General features: G+C 70.8%; 9 protein-coding genes. 2 read left to right on the forward strand and 7 right to left on the reverse strand.

The features are described from left to right. Window positions 1-71: 71 nt before the first annotated feature. The 4 genes from M8231_RS01140 to M8231_RS01155 form a co-directional block, all read right to left on the reverse strand. Window positions 72-1,505, reverse strand: a complete 1,434-nt coding sequence (locus tag M8231_RS01140; RefSeq protein ID WP_250202078.1) for a sugar porter family MFS transporter — start codon at window positions 1,503-1,505, stop codon at window positions 72-74. 52 nt (window positions 1,506-1,557) lie between these two features. Then, window positions 1,558-2,316 carry a D-xylose 1-dehydrogenase gene (gene xylB / locus M8231_RS01145; protein ID WP_249751558.1) on the reverse strand — a complete coding sequence of 253 codons (759 nt, stop codon included), beginning with the start codon at window positions 2,314-2,316 and terminating at the stop codon, window positions 1,558-1,560. Beyond that, window positions 2,313-3,473, reverse strand: coding sequence for a fumarylacetoacetate hydrolase family protein (locus M8231_RS01150; protein ID WP_249751557.1), 1,161 nt, complete (start codon window positions 3,471-3,473; stop codon window positions 2,313-2,315). Before M8231_RS01150 ends, xylB begins: the two co-directional genes overlap by 4 nt. An 87-nt stretch (window positions 3,474-3,560) precedes the next feature. Then, complete coding sequence (locus M8231_RS01155; protein WP_250202079.1) at window positions 3,561-4,700, reverse strand: endo-1,4-beta-xylanase; 1,140 nt, start codon at window positions 4,698-4,700, stop codon at window positions 3,561-3,563. Window positions 4,701-4,783: 83 nt separating this feature from the next. Here M8231_RS01155 and M8231_RS01160 point away from each other — a divergent pair, with 83 nt between their 5' ends. Next, the gene (locus tag M8231_RS01160) at window positions 4,784-6,472 is read left to right on the forward strand and encodes a glycoside hydrolase family 43 protein (protein ID WP_250202080.1); all 1,689 of its coding nucleotides are present in this window, start codon (window positions 4,784-4,786) and stop codon (window positions 6,470-6,472) included. A gap of 74 nt (window positions 6,473-6,546) precedes the next feature. Here M8231_RS01160 and M8231_RS01165 read toward each other — a convergent pair whose 3' ends face one another. From M8231_RS01165 to M8231_RS01175, 3 genes are read right to left on the reverse strand one after another with little or no spacing between them, the layout of a single operon-like run. Next, entirely contained in the window at window positions 6,547-9,384 is a 2,838-nt protein-coding gene (locus tag M8231_RS01165) for a glycosyl hydrolase 115 family protein (RefSeq protein WP_250202081.1), read from the reverse strand. Next, complete coding sequence (locus tag M8231_RS01170; RefSeq protein WP_250202082.1) at window positions 9,384-11,312, reverse strand: sialate O-acetylesterase; 1,929 nt, start codon at window positions 11,310-11,312, stop codon at window positions 9,384-9,386. The genes M8231_RS01165 and M8231_RS01170 overlap by 1 nt, the downstream gene beginning before the upstream one ends. A 5-nt stretch (window positions 11,313-11,317) precedes the next feature. Next, window positions 11,318-13,744, reverse strand: coding sequence for a glycoside hydrolase family 3 N-terminal domain-containing protein (locus M8231_RS01175; protein WP_250202083.1), 2,427 nt, complete (start codon window positions 13,742-13,744; stop codon window positions 11,318-11,320). 146 nt (window positions 13,745-13,890) lie between these two features. Between M8231_RS01175 and M8231_RS01180 the strand changes: the two genes are divergently transcribed. Then, a complete protein-coding gene (locus tag M8231_RS01180) occupies window positions 13,891-14,631 on the forward strand; it encodes a FadR/GntR family transcriptional regulator (protein ID WP_249751554.1) in 741 nt (246 codons plus the stop codon). Window positions 14,632-14,675: the final 44 nt, after the last annotated feature.

Below are 14,675 nucleotides of genomic sequence, written 5' to 3' on the forward strand. Positions count from 1 at the left end.
CGTCCTTTCGGTGTGGAAACGGGCGGCGGGGGAGCGCCGCCCGTGAGGGATAACTCAGACTATTAGATAGGTCAGCCGGTCATGTCTTCCAGTTCCCGGCCGCGGGTTTCCTTCAGCCAGGCCTGGACCAGGAAGAAGGAGATCAGGGCGCTGACGGCGTAGAAGCCGTAGGTCACCACCAGGCCCAGGCCGGCGGCCATGGCCGGGAAGCTGACCGAGATGCCGAAGTTGGCGATCCACTGGGCGAAGCCGGCGACGGCCAGGGCCGAACCGCGCATCTGGTTGGGGAACATCTCGCCCAGCATGACCCACATGACCGGGCCCCAGCTGAAGTTGAAGAAGACGACATAGGCGTTGGCCGCGATCAGGGCGATCAGGCCGGTGGTGTCGTCCAGGTGCAGCGACCCGTCGACCAGGGCGGCGCGCGAGAAGCACCAGGCCATGACCGACAGGGTCACGAACATGCCGGCCGAACCGATCAGCAGCAGCGGCTTGCGCCCGATCCTGTCGATCAGGCCGATGGCGGCCAGGCAGGCGGCGATCGACAGGACGCCGGACAGGATGTTGATCTGCAGCGCGTCGTTCTCGGAGAAGCCCACCGACTGCCACAGCACCGCGCCGTAGTAGAAGACGATGTTGATGCCGACCAGCTGCTGGAAGACGGCCAGGATCAGGCCGGCCCAGACGATGGGGCGGACCTTCTTGGTCACGGGATCCAGCAGGTCGGAGAACTTGGGCTTGTGGTCGGCGGCCAGGGAGGCGCGGATTTCCTGCACCTTGCGCCCGCCGGCGCCGGCGCCGAACAGCTTGGTCAGCACGGCCTCGGCCTGGGCGTCCTTCTTCTTGACGACCAGGTACCGCGGGCTTTCCGGGATCACCAGCAGGGCCAGCAGGTAGATGGCGGCCGGGATGACCTGCAGCCAGAACATCCAGCGCCAGGCCGGATAGCCCATCCAGAACTCGGCGGTCGATCCGCCCGCCGTCGCCGCCAGGATGTAGTTGGCCAGGAAGGCGCCGGTCAGGCCGGTGATGATCATGATCTGCTGCACCGACGACAGCCGGCCGCGGATCGAGGCCGGGGTCACTTCGGAGATGTAGGCCGGCGACAGCACCGAGGCCGCGCCGACGCCCAGGCCGCCGATGAAGCGGGCGATGATGAAGTGGGCCGAGGTGTCCGCCGCCCCGGCCCAGACGGCCGAGATGATGAACAGGACGGCGGCGATCTGCATCACCGTGCGGCGGCCGATGGCGTCCGCCAGACGGCCGGCGGCGAAGGCCCCGAAGGCGCAGCCCAGCAGGATGGCGCCGACGTTGAAGCCGGTGCCCAGCGCCGACAGGTTGAAGGCCGCCTCCAGCCCGTCCTGGGTGCCGTTGATGACGCCCGAGTCATAACCGAACATGAAGCCGCCGATGGTGGCCACCGCCACGATCAGGGCGATGAAGGCCATGTTGACGCGGTCGCTCCCCGCGATGTCGGGGCCCGAGCCCCCCGTCGGTCCTGCCATTGAATACCCTCCCGAAGCCCGTCTGACGCGGGCGTGAAAATCCTAGGAAACCCTATCGCCAGCCGGCGTCCACGAAATACTCGTGGCCTGTAATCAAACGTGCGTCGTCCGAGGCCAGGAACAGGCCCAGCGCCGCGACGTCGGCGGGCTGCAGCCGTCCCTTCAGGCATTGGGCGGCGACGATCTCGGCCTCGCCCTCGGGCGTGTACCACTTCATCTGGCGCGGGGTCTGGACGTTGCCCGGCACGATGCAGACGACGCGCACGCCGTCGACGCCCAGTTCGCGCGCCAGGGCCCGGGTCATGCCCTCGATCCCGGCCTTGGCCGTCTCGTACAGCGACAGGTCCGGCAGCCCCAGGTGCCAGCTGATGGAGCCCAGGTTGATGATCACGCCCGCGCCGCGCTCGCGCATCCTCGGCGCCACGGCTTGGGCGGCGAAATAGAGATGACGCAGGTTCACCGCGACGCGGTCGTCCCAATAGGCGGGCGTGACCTCCGTCAGGCTGTGGCGGTCGTCGTTGGCGGCGTTGTTGATCAGGACGTCGACGTCGCCGTACTGGCTCGCGATCTCGGCGAAACAGGCCTGCAGGGCGGCGATGTCGATCAGGTCGCATCGCTTGAACGCCGGCGCCGGCGACAGGCCGGACAGCGATGCGGCCAGGGCCTCCGAGTCCTCGACCGCGACGTCCAGGAAGACCACCTGCGCGCCCTGCCGGGCGAATGCCTCGGTGAAGCCGGCGCCGATGCCCGATCCGCCTCCGGTGACGACGACCAGCTTGCCCTTCAGGGACGGATAGACGGCGGCGCTCAAATCGATCGCTCCTGCAGAAGGCCGCGACCGGCCAGATTGTACATCAGTTCGACCACGCCCACGGTCCACGGCGGGGCCCGGTCGGTGGTGGTCACGCGGTTGCGCAGCGTTCCCAGGCGTTCGGACGACACGGTCACCACGTCGCCCGGCTTGTGGGTGAAGCCCTGGCCCGGCGCGTCGCGATCCTTGATCGGGGCGAACATGGTGCCGAGGTAAAGGATGAAGCCGTCCGGATACTGATGGTTCTCGTTCAACGTCTGGCCGATCAGGTCCAGCGGGTCGCGGCTGATCAGCCGCATCGAGGACGAACCCTCCAGCACGAAGCCGTCGTCGCCGCGCACCTCCAGCGACACCGTCGCGTCGCGCACGTCGTCCATGCCGAAGCCGTCGTCGAACAGGCGCACGAACGGGCCCAGGGCGGCCGAGGCGTTATTGTCCTTGGCCTTGCCCAGCAGCAGGGCGGACCGGCCCTCGATGTCGCGCAGGTTGACGTCGTTGCCCAGCGCCGCGCCGACGGGACGTCCCGCCGGATCGCACAGAATGGCGACCTCGGGCTCGGGGTTGTTCCAGGCGCTGTCTGGACGCACGCCGACCAGTTCGCCCCAGCCGACCGAGGCCAGGACCGGCGCCTTGGTGAAGATCTCGGCGTCCTTGCCGATGGCGACTTCCAGGTATTGCGACCACAGGCCGTCGGCGATCAGGGCGTCCTTCAGGGCGTAAGCCTGGTCCGAGCCGGGCTTCACGGCCGAAAGGTCCGCGCCGACGCGATCCGCCAGCGCCTCGCGGATGGCCAGCGCCTTGTCGGCGTCGCCGCGCGCGCGCTCCTCGATGACGCGCTCGACGGCCGAGATCGCGAAGGTGACGCCCGAGGCCTTGATGCATTGCAGATCGACGGGGGACAGCAGGCGCGGCGCGACGTCGGCGTCGTTCCACGCGGGGCTCAGCGCCAGCGTTTCCAGGTCGCCCAAGTCCCGGCCCGGCGCGTCGGCCAGGTCGGGGCGGGCGGCCGCCTGGGCCGAGGTGGGCGCCCAGGCCGAAATGTCGTGCACCCGGCCCTTGCGGACTAGGACCGGCGTCGGTCCCTCAGGCAGCGCCAGCCGGCCGAGGAAGACGCCCTCGCGCCAATCGCCGGGCAGATCGTGGATAAGCGTCGTCATTTCCCCCCCGCCAGCTCCGTCAATGCGAAGCGGTTCTTGAGTGTTAGCGCTATCATCGCGGGCGGACGCCCGAGCGTCAAGGGCGGCTCATGCGGGTCTTGGCGGGGCCGCGCGGAAGGCGTCCGCGATCGCCGTGCGCAGCGGCTTGGCGCGGCCCTCGGCGTCATAGGGGGTCGGCCGTTTGGGCAGGCCGTCGGCGCGGGGCCAGTTGCCCTGAAGCCAACTGTGGGAATCCGCCATGCCCCAGGCGACCACGCCCGTCGTCTGCGGGTAGGCCAGCATCTGATCTAGGTACCGCCGGCCCAGTTCGGCGACGGCGGCGTCGCGCGAGGGGATATCGGCGGGCAGGTTCTTGTCGTGGACGTCGAACTCGGTGATCACGACCTCCAGCCCCATGCCCACGACCTCGTCCATGAAGGCGCCCCATTCGCGCTCCTGGGCGGTGTCGAAGCCGACCGAGTCGTCGCTGTTGCCCGAGCCGATGTGGCTCTGCACGCCCAGGGCGTCGATCGGGACGCCGCGCGCCTTCAAGCCCTCCAGCAGGCGCAGCACCCCGGCCCGGTGCTTCTCGTGCCCGGCCTCCCAGCTCATGTAGTCGTTATAGACCAACTGGGCCTGGGGCGCGGCCTCGCGCGCGGCGTGGAAGGCCACGTCCAGCACCGACTGCCCCATGGCGCGCGACAGCGGCGTCTCGCGCAGTTCGCCGGTCTCGGCGTCCACCGTCTCGTTGACCACGTCCCAAGAGCGGATCTGCGGATACCGACCGGCGACGCGCTGGATGTGATCGACCACCATGGCCTCGGCCGCCGTGGCGGGCTGGGGCCCGAAGTCGTGCTTCGCCACCCAGGCCGGGAACCACTGCGGATGGTGCCACAGCAGGGTGTGGCCGCGCAGGTCCATGCCGTTCTCGCGCGCGAAGTCGGCGATCCGATCGGCGCGGGAGAAGTCGAACGTCTGGGCGTCGGGCCGCAGCACGTACCACTTCATTTCGTTCTCGCAGACCAGCAGGCCGCACTCGCGCGTCAGCAGGCGGCGATAGGTCGGATCGCCCAGCGACGCCGTGACGCCCGCGTCGCCGGCGCCGACCGCGCTGCCGAAGAAGCGGCCGTTGGCGCGCGCCAGATCGTTCAGGCTGGGCTCGGCGGCGAAGGCCGGCGCGGCGGCCGGGGCGATCGCGACGGCGCCGGCGGCGGCCATCAGGTCGCGACGGGTCAGGCCCTGGGTCATCGTCTTCCTCCTTGTGGTTGCGCTAACAAGAGCCGAATGCAAAAACTCAGACAAGTGAAAAATAATCGCGGGAGGACAATCGGATGAGGAGGACAGGCAGCGCGGCCCTGGCGGCCCTCGCCCTGGCGGCGGTCGCGGGCGGGGCGACGGCGCAGGAGGCGGTGTTCGACCATTTCGTCTATCGCGGAACCGACGCCGCGCATCAGGGCGCCGAACCGACGGCCGACCAGTACCGCAACCCGATCCTGCAGGGCTTCTATCCCGACCCGTCGATCACGCGCGTCGGCGACGACTATTATCTGGTCACCTCGACCTTCGCCTACTTCCCGGGCATCCCGGTCTTTCACAGCCGCGACCTGGTCAGCTGGACCCAGATCGGCAACGCCATCGACCGGCCGGATCAGCTGGATTTCGGAACCCTGGGCCTGTCGCGCGGCGTGTTCGCCCCGACGATCGAGCATAGGGACGGGACCTTCTACATCCTGAACACCTGCGTCGATTGCGGCGACAACTTCCTGATCACCGCCAGCGGTCCGGCCGGTCCCTGGTCCGATCCGGTCTGGCTGCCCGATCTGAAGGGCGGCATCGACCCAGGCCTGTTCTTCGACACCGACGGCTCGGCCTGGATCGTCAACAACGGCCCGCCGGAGGGAACGCCCCGCTACGAGGGCCACCGCGCCATCTGGATCCAGCGCTTCGATCCCGTCGGGAAAAAGACCGTCGGGCCGCGCAAGGTGCTGGTGGACGGCGGCGTCGATCCCTCGACCAACCCGATCTGGATCGAAGGGCCGCACCTCATCCGCAAGGGCGACTGGTATTATCTGGTCTGCGCTGAGGGCGGCACGGCCGAGGGCCACTCCCAGGTCGTGCTGCGCTCGCGCAAGCCCGACGGCCCCTACGAACCCTGGTCCGGCAATCCGATCCTGACCCAGCGCGACCTGCCGCGCGATCGGCCCAATCCCATCACCTCCGCCGGCCACGCCGACCTGGTGCAACTGCCCGACGGCGCGTGGGCGGCGACCTTCCTGGCGGTGCGGCCCTATGAGGGCGACTTCTACAACACCGGGCGCGAGACCTTCCTGCTGCCGGTGGACTGGTCGGGCGACTGGCCCGTGATCCTGAAGCGGGGCGAGGCCATTCCGTATGTCGGCCAGCGGCCGAACCTGCCGGCCCAACCCGCGCCGGACGTGCCCACGAGCGGCGATTTCGAGGTCGTGGACGCGTTCGACGGGCCCGCCCTGCCGCCCTACTGGATGATGCTGCGCAATCCGCGCGAGGCCTGGTTCGACCTCGACAGCCATCCCGGCGCCCTGACGCTGAAGGCGCGGCCGGTCGGCCTGGGCGACAACGCCAACCCCTCCTTCCTGGCTCGCCGCCAGCAGCATCAGAACGCGCAAGCCCAGACCGTGCTGCGCGCCGCGCCGACGCGCGAGGGCGACCGCGCCGGCCTCGCCGTGCTCCAGAGCGACGACTACTGGTACGCCCTGTCCGTGGTGCGCCAGGACGGCCGCGCCATCGTCGAACTGCGCCGCCGCGCCGGACCCGACCAGGCGAGCGGGGGCGAACTGCTGGCCAGCCGGCCGCTGGCCGGCGAGGGGCCGATCCGGTTCCGCATCGCCGGACGCGGCGACGCCTACGACTTCGCGGTCGCGCAGGGTGACGGCGACTGGTCCACCGTCCTGGCGGGCGCGGACGGCACGCTGCTCAGCACCCGCACGGCCGGCGGCTTCGTCGGCGCCGTCTTCGGCCCCTTCGCCCAGTCGGCGTTCTGACCTGGACCCAACCGACATTGAAGGGGCCGGTCGCTGGCCACCGCTTTGGTCCCGGAACCGGATGTCGATCGAACCTAGTCCGCCCTCGCGCTGTTGGGCGGTCCCATATAGCTGTCGGGCAGGGGCTTCGTCGCCACCACCAGCCGCTGGAACACCAGGCCGGAATCGACCAGCCAGACCTTGACCGTGTGCGGTCCCGGCGTCGCGACCCGATGGCGCGACACCGTCCGCGCGAGATTGTCCGAGACGGCGCGGTCCCAGTCCGCATTCTCTCCGGCGCCGGCCGCAAGCAGGTCCAGGGTCACGACCTGGGCCGGGCCGTCGTCGATCGACACGGCGTAGCGCAAGCCGTCGCGCCCACGGAAATCCAGCGTGGGCGAAAGCCACAGCTGCACCTCCGCCTCGCCCGCCTCGGTCAGGTGGATGTCGTACTCCAGCCGGGGCCCGTCGCCGCCCGGCGTCAACCCGACCGCGTCCGACGACGCCGTGGTGACCGCCGATCCCGTGCGCCCCAGGCCAGGCGCCGCCTGCCAGTCCACACCCGGCCCGCCGATCGCGCGGGTGTAATCCACGGCCTCGACCGCCACCGCCCCGTCGCTCTCGACGAAGCGTCCCGCGGCCGGGGGCTCGGCGGGCCTGGTCACCACGGCGGTGACGACGACGGCGCCGTCCGGCCCGGTCACGGTCACCGGGACCTCGTGCCGACCGGCGGGGACGGCGGCCCAGTCGGCCGACACCGCGATCCGCGTCGTCTCTCCCGCGCGCCCCTCCGTCCGCGACAGCCTCAGCCACGGCGCCCCGGCCTCGATGCGGAAATCCGCCGGCCGGTCGCCCCGGTCGAACACCTCGATCCAGCGGGCGGCGCTGTAGGGCGAAAGCTCGGGCAGGCGCGCCCCGGCGCCCGCCGCCACGGCTTCGGCCCGGCCTTCCACCGCCACGCCCAGCCGGGCCCCGCGCTCGGCCCGCGCCGTCGCCAGCTCGGGCAGGACGTCCCGCTCCGGCTGCTGCCAGTCGTCATAGCTGATGTGGGTCTGGGACATCATGTGGTCCCACTTGCCGCCCTTCAGCCCGTGGTAGATCGCCTCCAGTTCCACGTCCCGCGCGAAGCGGGCGCGCACGGCCTCGGCCGCCGCCTGCGCCGCCTGCCAGCGACCCTGGGCGGCGTACAGCCGGTTGCGACCCGTCTCGATATGCAGGGCGGTGACATTGCCGCTGGCCTGGATCGGGAACCAGACCAGCTGGACGAAGGCGTCGTCGTATTCCGCAGGCAGGCTCGCCCGGACCCTGTCCGCCCGCGCCGCCAGTTCGGCCCATTCGGCCTCGATCCGGTCGGCCTCGCCGTGGTTGACCAGGCTGAAGGTGTCCGGCCCGATCAGCTCGGGTTTCCGGCGGCTGTTGTAGCGGGTGTAGAGGTCGATCAGCTCCGCGATCTCGTCCGCCTGCGCCTCGCCGAACTGCGCCCGCGCCCAGTCGCGCGACCACCCGGCCATCCGCTCGACCGTCATGCCTTGCGGGTCCCACGCCTGGTCCAGGAAGAAGTCGATGGGGACCTCCATCGGCTTCAGGTCGCCGACGTTGACCACCCACAGCCGATCCGCCCCCGCCTGCCACGCCAGCCGCATCTGCTCCCACGTCCGCTCGTTCTGGGTCGTGTTCAGCCACTTGTAGTTCCGCGGCCCGCCGACATAGTCGAAGTGATAATAGACCCCCGACCCGCCGGCCCGGTCGCCGGGCGCGGGCAGGCGGCGGATGTTGCCCCAGTTGTCGTCCGCGAACAGCAGGGTCACGTCGTCCGGGACCCGCATGCCCTGGTCGTAATAGTCCTGCACCTCCTTGTAGAGGGCCCAGACCTGGGGCGTCTCGGCAGCGGGCCGTCCGGTGACGGCCTCGATGATCCGGCGCTGCGAACGGACGATGTCTTCCAGCAGGGGGATGGCCGTGTCCTCGCTCATCGCCTCGTCGCCGTCGCCGCGCATGCCGATGGTGACCAGGCTTTCGGTGGTCCCGCGTCGTCTGACGCCATCGCGCCAGAATCGGCTCAGGACCTCGCGGTTGGTCCGCCAGTCCCAGGTGCCCTCGCCATAGCGCTCCCATTCGACATGGGCGCGGGCCAGGGGCTCGTGGTGCGACGTGCCGATGACGACCCCGTATTCGTCGGCCATCACGGCGTTCAGCGGGTCGTCGTCGTAGAAGGCCTTGCCCCACATGGCCGGCCACAGGACATTGCCCTTCAGCCGCAGGATCAGCTCGAACACCTTCTCGTAGAAGGCGTGGTTGAAGCCGCCGAACGTCTGCCGCACCCAGTCGCCCAGCGCCGGCTCCTCGTCGTTCAGGAAGACGCCGCGATAGCGGACGGCCGGCGCATCGGCGCGCCGGCCCGGCGTCAGCGACAGGTCGCGGCGCACCGCGACCGGCACGTCGGCCCACCACGCCCAGGGCGACACGCCTGCCCGTTCCGAGATGTCGTAGGCGCCGTAGATCGTCCCGCGCTTGTCCGCCCCGGCGATCACCAGGGCGCGGGCGACGCCGTCCATAGGCCGCTCGACCACCGCCTGGACAAAGCCGTCCCAGCCGGTCGGGGCGGGCAGGCGGCCCTCGGCGATCAGCCGGTCGATGACGGCGTTGCGCCCGGCCGTCCCGACCAGCACCACCGGCCCGTCCTCCGCCGGCGCGCCGCCGCCCGAGACGCGGCCCAGGTCCGCCTGCAGGTCGTGGGCGGCGCGGATCACGCCGGGCCAGTCGCCCGGATCGGTCAGCACCCGCGCCGGCCGTCCTCCGACGATCAGCGACGCGCCGTCCGCCGACGCCTGTTCGCACACGGCGACCAGGCCCTGGCAGGCGACGGCCGGCGCTCCGGCGCAAAGGACCAGGGCGGCGGCCGCGACCGCGACAGACAGGCGGGACCGTCGCATCAGCGGACCTCCATCCGAAACGGCCCGGCGGGCAGGCCCGCGGCGTCATAGAGGTTGCACACCGGACTGTCGGCCCAGCAGAAGCGGACCTCCGACACCGAATCTCCGGCGGGCGCGGCCAGCCGCACTTCCGCGCCCGAGGCGGCGGCCGAGGCGGCGTAGCGGCAGGCGTCGCCGTCGCACAGTTCGAAGCCGATGGCCTGGGCGCCGCTCAGCGTCTTCAGCGTCCCGGTCACGTCGTCGAAGGCCACGACGATCTCGCCGCCCTCGCGCCGGACGGAGGCGGGGACCGGCCCCGATGGCGGCGCCGGGTCGCCATAGACGACGTGCCGCGCGGCCCGCGCCAGGCGCCGGCCCAGCTCCTGCTTCTGCGCCGGGTGGATGTCCCAGCGGTCGCCCAGGTCGATGGCCACCGCCAGGCCGGCGTTGTCGTCCGCCGCCACCGCCAGCCGCTGGCTCTCGCGCAGTTCGGCCCAGCCCGAGGGGCCGGGCGCCGACGGCGGCGCGCCGAAGTTGGCCAACTGCACCACCAGGAACGACAGGTCCGGCCCGAACCGCTCGCGCCAGTCGGCCATCAGTCCGGTCAGCAGCGCCTGGTACTGTTTCCCCGCGCCGGTGTTGGACTCGCCCTGGTACCAGAGCGCGCCCCGCAGCCCATAGTCGTGCAGCGGCGCGATCATGGCGTTGGCGATGGTCGTCAGGCCCGAGGTGGACGACCACGGCCCTCTCGGCGGCGCGGCGGTCACGTCGCCGGCCACGCGATAGCGCCATCCCGCCGGGTCCAGCGGCACGCGCCCGCCGTCGGCCAGCACCAGGGCCCGCTTCTCGGCCGGCCCGTACAGGCCGCCGACCTCCCAGGTGTCATAGGCGTTGACGACCACGGTGTTGCGTCCGGCCTTCAGCAGGCCGGCGGGCAGGGCGTACAGGCGGTCGCCCGATCCGGACGCCCCCACCGCCACGCCGTTGACCCAGGTCTGGTCCGCCTCGTCGACGCCGCCCAGCGACAGGGTCCGCCCCGCCGCCGCCTGGTCCGCCGTCAGGTCGATGTCCAGCCTATACCAGACCATGCCGTTGTAGTTCGCCAGCGCCGGGACGCCCCAGCGTTCCCACGGCTCCATGACGGGAACCGGCGTCCATTCGCCGGCGTCATCCGGCGACCAGGGCCTGTCGGTCGCCAGGCCTTCCCACCACGCCTGCCATCTCAGACCCCACCGGCCCTGGGCCGCGACGGGATCGGTCGCCATCTCCGACAGGATCGACAGTTGGTCGCCATAGCCCTGCGCCGCCAGCGCCTTGGGCGACATCCAGGTCTCGATGTTCGAGCCGCCCCAGTTGCTGCTGATCAGGCCCGTGGGCACGTCGTGGTCGCGCCTCAGCTCCTGGGCGAAATAATAGCAGGCGGCCGAAAAGCCGCCGACCGAGGCGGGCGACGCCGCCGCCCAGGCCAGGGGATTGCGGAACGTGTCCTGCGCCGCGACGTCGAAGTCCTTCTGCACCGTGATCAGCCGGATGCCGTCGTCATTGGCCGCGCCGATCACGCTGGGCGCGTTCAGCGTCCGCTCGACCGGCAGCTCCATGTTCGACTGGCCCGAGCACAGCCAGACGTCGCCGACCAGCACGTCGCCGGCCGTCGCCTCGCCCCCGGCGCCCCGGACGCGCAGCTCATAGGGGCCGCCCGCCGCATGGGCCGGCAGTTCCGCGCGCCAGCGGCCGTCCGCGCCGACGACGGTCCGCGCCGTTCGGCCGTCCAGCTCGACGGTCAGCGCCGCCCCCGGCGTCCCGGCGCCCCAGACCGGGATCGGCCGGTCGCGCTGCAGCACGGCGTGGTCGGAAAAGAGGGGCGCCAGACTGGGGGCGGCGGGCGTCTGGGCGACCGCCGGCGTCGCCGCCAGCAGAAGGGTCACGGCGGCGACGACAGGACGCGGCATCGATCCTACTCCGTCACGGTCAGGGTCGTGGACTTCAGCTCGGCCGAGTTCGGGCCGGCGCTGATGGTGAAGGTCCCGGGCTCGACCACCCGCTCCATGTCGATGTTCCAGAACCACAGGTCGGACGGCCTGATCTCGAAGGTCACCGTGGTTCGCGCGCCCGGCTCCAGCGTCACGCGCTTGAAGTGCTTCAGCTCCTTGACCGGACGGGTGACCGAGGCCTGGTCGTCGCGGATGTACAGCTGGACCACCTCGTCGCCCTTCACCCCGCCGGTGTTCCGCACGTCCACGGACACCTGGACGCTCTGGCCCATGCCGATGGAGGCGCGCGCCAGGCGCGGCTCGGACATTTCGAAGGTGGTGTAGCTGAGGCCGTAGCCGAACGGATAGAGCGGCGCGGTGGTGTCGAACAGATAGCCGCGCCGCGCGCTGGGCTTGTAGTTGTAGAAGATCGGCAGCTGGCCGACCGACCGCGCGATCGACACCGGCAGCTTGCCGCCGGGGCTGACGCGGCCGAACAGCACGTCGGCGACGGCGTGGCCGGTCTCCTGGCCCAGATACCAGCCCTCGATCAGGGCCGGCGCGTTCTCGGCCAGATAGTTGACCGACAGCGGGCGGCCGTTCAGCAGCAGCACCACGGTCGGCTTGTTCAGGGCGAAGATCGCCCGCGCCAGGTCGTTCTGCTGACCCAGCAGTTCCAGCGAGTCGCGGTCGCCCAGGTGCTGGTCGGCCCAGGCCTCGCGGCTGGTCTGCTCGTTGTCGCCCAGCACCATCACGATCACGTCGGCGTCGCGGGCGTCGGCGACCGCGCGTTCGATCAGCCGGGCGTTGACCGCCGGATCGACCAGCGTGACCTCGTCGGCGGCCCAGACGCGGCTCTCGGTGATTCGCACGGCCTCGGAATAGACCACCTCGAACTTGCCGCGCCCCTCGGCCTGAAGGCCTTCCAGCACGCTGACGACGTGGCGCGGCACCTCGGAATAGCCGCCGATCGGCGTATCGCGCGCATGGGTTCCCAGGACCGCCAGCTTGCGGATGCGGTCGGCCTTGAGCGGCAGGACGCCCTGATCGTTTTTCAGCAGCACCATCGCCCGCTGCGCCGTCTCGCGCGCCAGGGCCACGGCGTCCGGCGTGGCTTCCTTGGCCTCCGCCGCCGCCGCATCGACATAGGGGGTCTCGAACACGCCCGACAGGAACTTCATGGTCAGCAGGCGGCGCACAGCCTCGTCGATCTGGGCCTCGGTCACCTGGCCCGACCGCACCAGTTCCGGCAGGTGGTTGTAGCCCTCGCCGTCCGGCAGTTCGATGTCGACGCCGGCGTCCAGCGCGCGCATCGCCGCCTCCTGGATCGAGCCGAACATCTGGTGGCGGGTGTTCAGCTCGCGGATGGCGAAATAGTCAGACACCACCGAACCCTTGTAGCTCCATTCCCCGCGCAGCACGTCGTGCAGCAGCCAGCGGTTGGCGTGCGACGGCAGGCCGTCGATCTCGTTGTAGGAGGCCATCACCGCCTGCACCGGCAGTTCGGTCACCGCCCGCTCGAACGGCGGGAAGAAGTTCTCGCGCAGGGTCCGTTCGGAGATGTCGGCCGGGCCGACGTTGGTGCCGTTCTCGGGCTGGCCGTGGCCGGTCATGTGCTTCAGCGTGACCAGCACCTTGTCCGGCGCCAGCGGCAGGGTCTCGCCCTGGAAGCCGCGGATGGCGGCCAGGCCCATTTCCGAGACCAGGTGCGGATCCTCGCCATAGGTCTCCTCGATCCGGCCCCAGCGCGGATCGCGCGCCACGTCGACGACCGGGGCCAGCGCCAGCTGGGCGCCGCGCGCCCGCATCTCGCGCGCCGCCACCGAGAAGACGCGGGTGACCAGTTCGGGGTCCCAGGTCGAGGCGAGGGCGATCGACTGCGGGAAGCTGGTCGCGCCGCGCGCCACATAGCCGTGCAGCGCCTCCTCGTGCATGAGGATCGGGATGCCCAGGCGGGTCTGCTCGACCGCCCAGCGCTGGGCCGCATTGATGTAGTCGGCGGTCTGGCGCGCGTCGCGATTGACCGCCTCGCCCGAGGCGCCGGCCGCGCCGTTCTGGCTGGGATCGACGCCGCGGAAGTCCGACGGACGGGAGATCTGCCCCAGGCCGTGCGGGAAGGCTCGCGAGGCCTTGTCCGGCGCGAAGTCGCCGTTGGCCGTCTGGATGTCGCCCTTCTTTTCCCAGATGCCGACCATCTGGGCGACCTTCTCCTCCAGCGTCATGCGGCGCAGCAGGTCCTCGACCCGCGCGGCCACGGGCTGGGCGGCGTCCTTGTAGAGGGCGCCCGCTTCCGGCCGACCGGCCTGGGCGCGCGCCGGCCCGGCCAGGGGGGCCGCCGCGACGGCGCCGAGCAGGCCCGTGACGAAGGTGCGGCGAGCAAGCGTGATGGTGCGGCCATCGGCGATGGTCATGATCTTCTCTCCCTGTGCCCCGCCGGTTCCGACGTCCGTCCAGCGATGATAGCGCTACCATTCACGATAGGTCGGATATGCTCTAGCCGTCAATCGGCGCCTTGTGTCGCACCGTGCTAGATGTGAGCGATTCACGGAAGGTTTCGATGTCAGCATCTCCAGTTCAGGCGCGGCCGGGTCGCCGCAAGGCGGGCAAGGAAAGGCTGCACGGCTCCATCGCCCATCAACTTGGCGTCGAGATCGTTTCCGGCCGCCACCAACCCGGCGACATCCTCACCAACGAAATCGAGTTCAGCGAGCGGCTTCAGGTGTCCAGAAGCGCCTATCGCGAGGCCGTGCGGATCCTGGCGGCCAAGGGGCTGGTCGAGAGCCGCCCCCGGGTGGGGACGCGCGTCACCGAGATGAACCGCTGGAACCTGCTGGACCCCGACGTGCTGGCCTGGTTCTTCGAGGCGGAGCCCGCGCGGGCGCTGGTCGAGGGTCTGTTCGAACTGCGCATGATCGTCGAACCGGCCGCCGCCGCCCTGGCCGCCGAACGCCGGACGGGGCCCCAGATCGAGGCCATGCGCGAAGCCCTGCAGACGATGGAGCGGGCGGGGCTGAAGACCGAGGCCGGTCAGTCGGCCGACCGCGACTTTCACCAGCTGGTGCTGGACGCGACCGGCAACGCGCCCCTGGTCAGCCTCGCCTCGACCATCGGCGCGGGCGTGCGCTGGACGACCTTCTACAAGGGCCGCAAGCACAAGCTGCCGCCGGACCCGATGCCGGAGCACTGGGCCGTCTTCGACGCCATCGCGGCGGGAGACGCGGGCGGCGCGCGAAAGGCGATGGACGTTCTGGTGGCCAATTCGCGCGCTCAGGCGGCCGAGGCCCTGGAGGATCGCTAGCGGCATTGCCAAGGCGCATCGGGGGCGTCTATTTGTCTGAGTAA

Origin of the sequence: Brevundimonas albigilva, assembly GCF_023573565.1 — a bacterium.
Lineage (GTDB): Bacteria > Pseudomonadota > Alphaproteobacteria > Caulobacterales > Caulobacteraceae > Brevundimonas > Brevundimonas albigilva.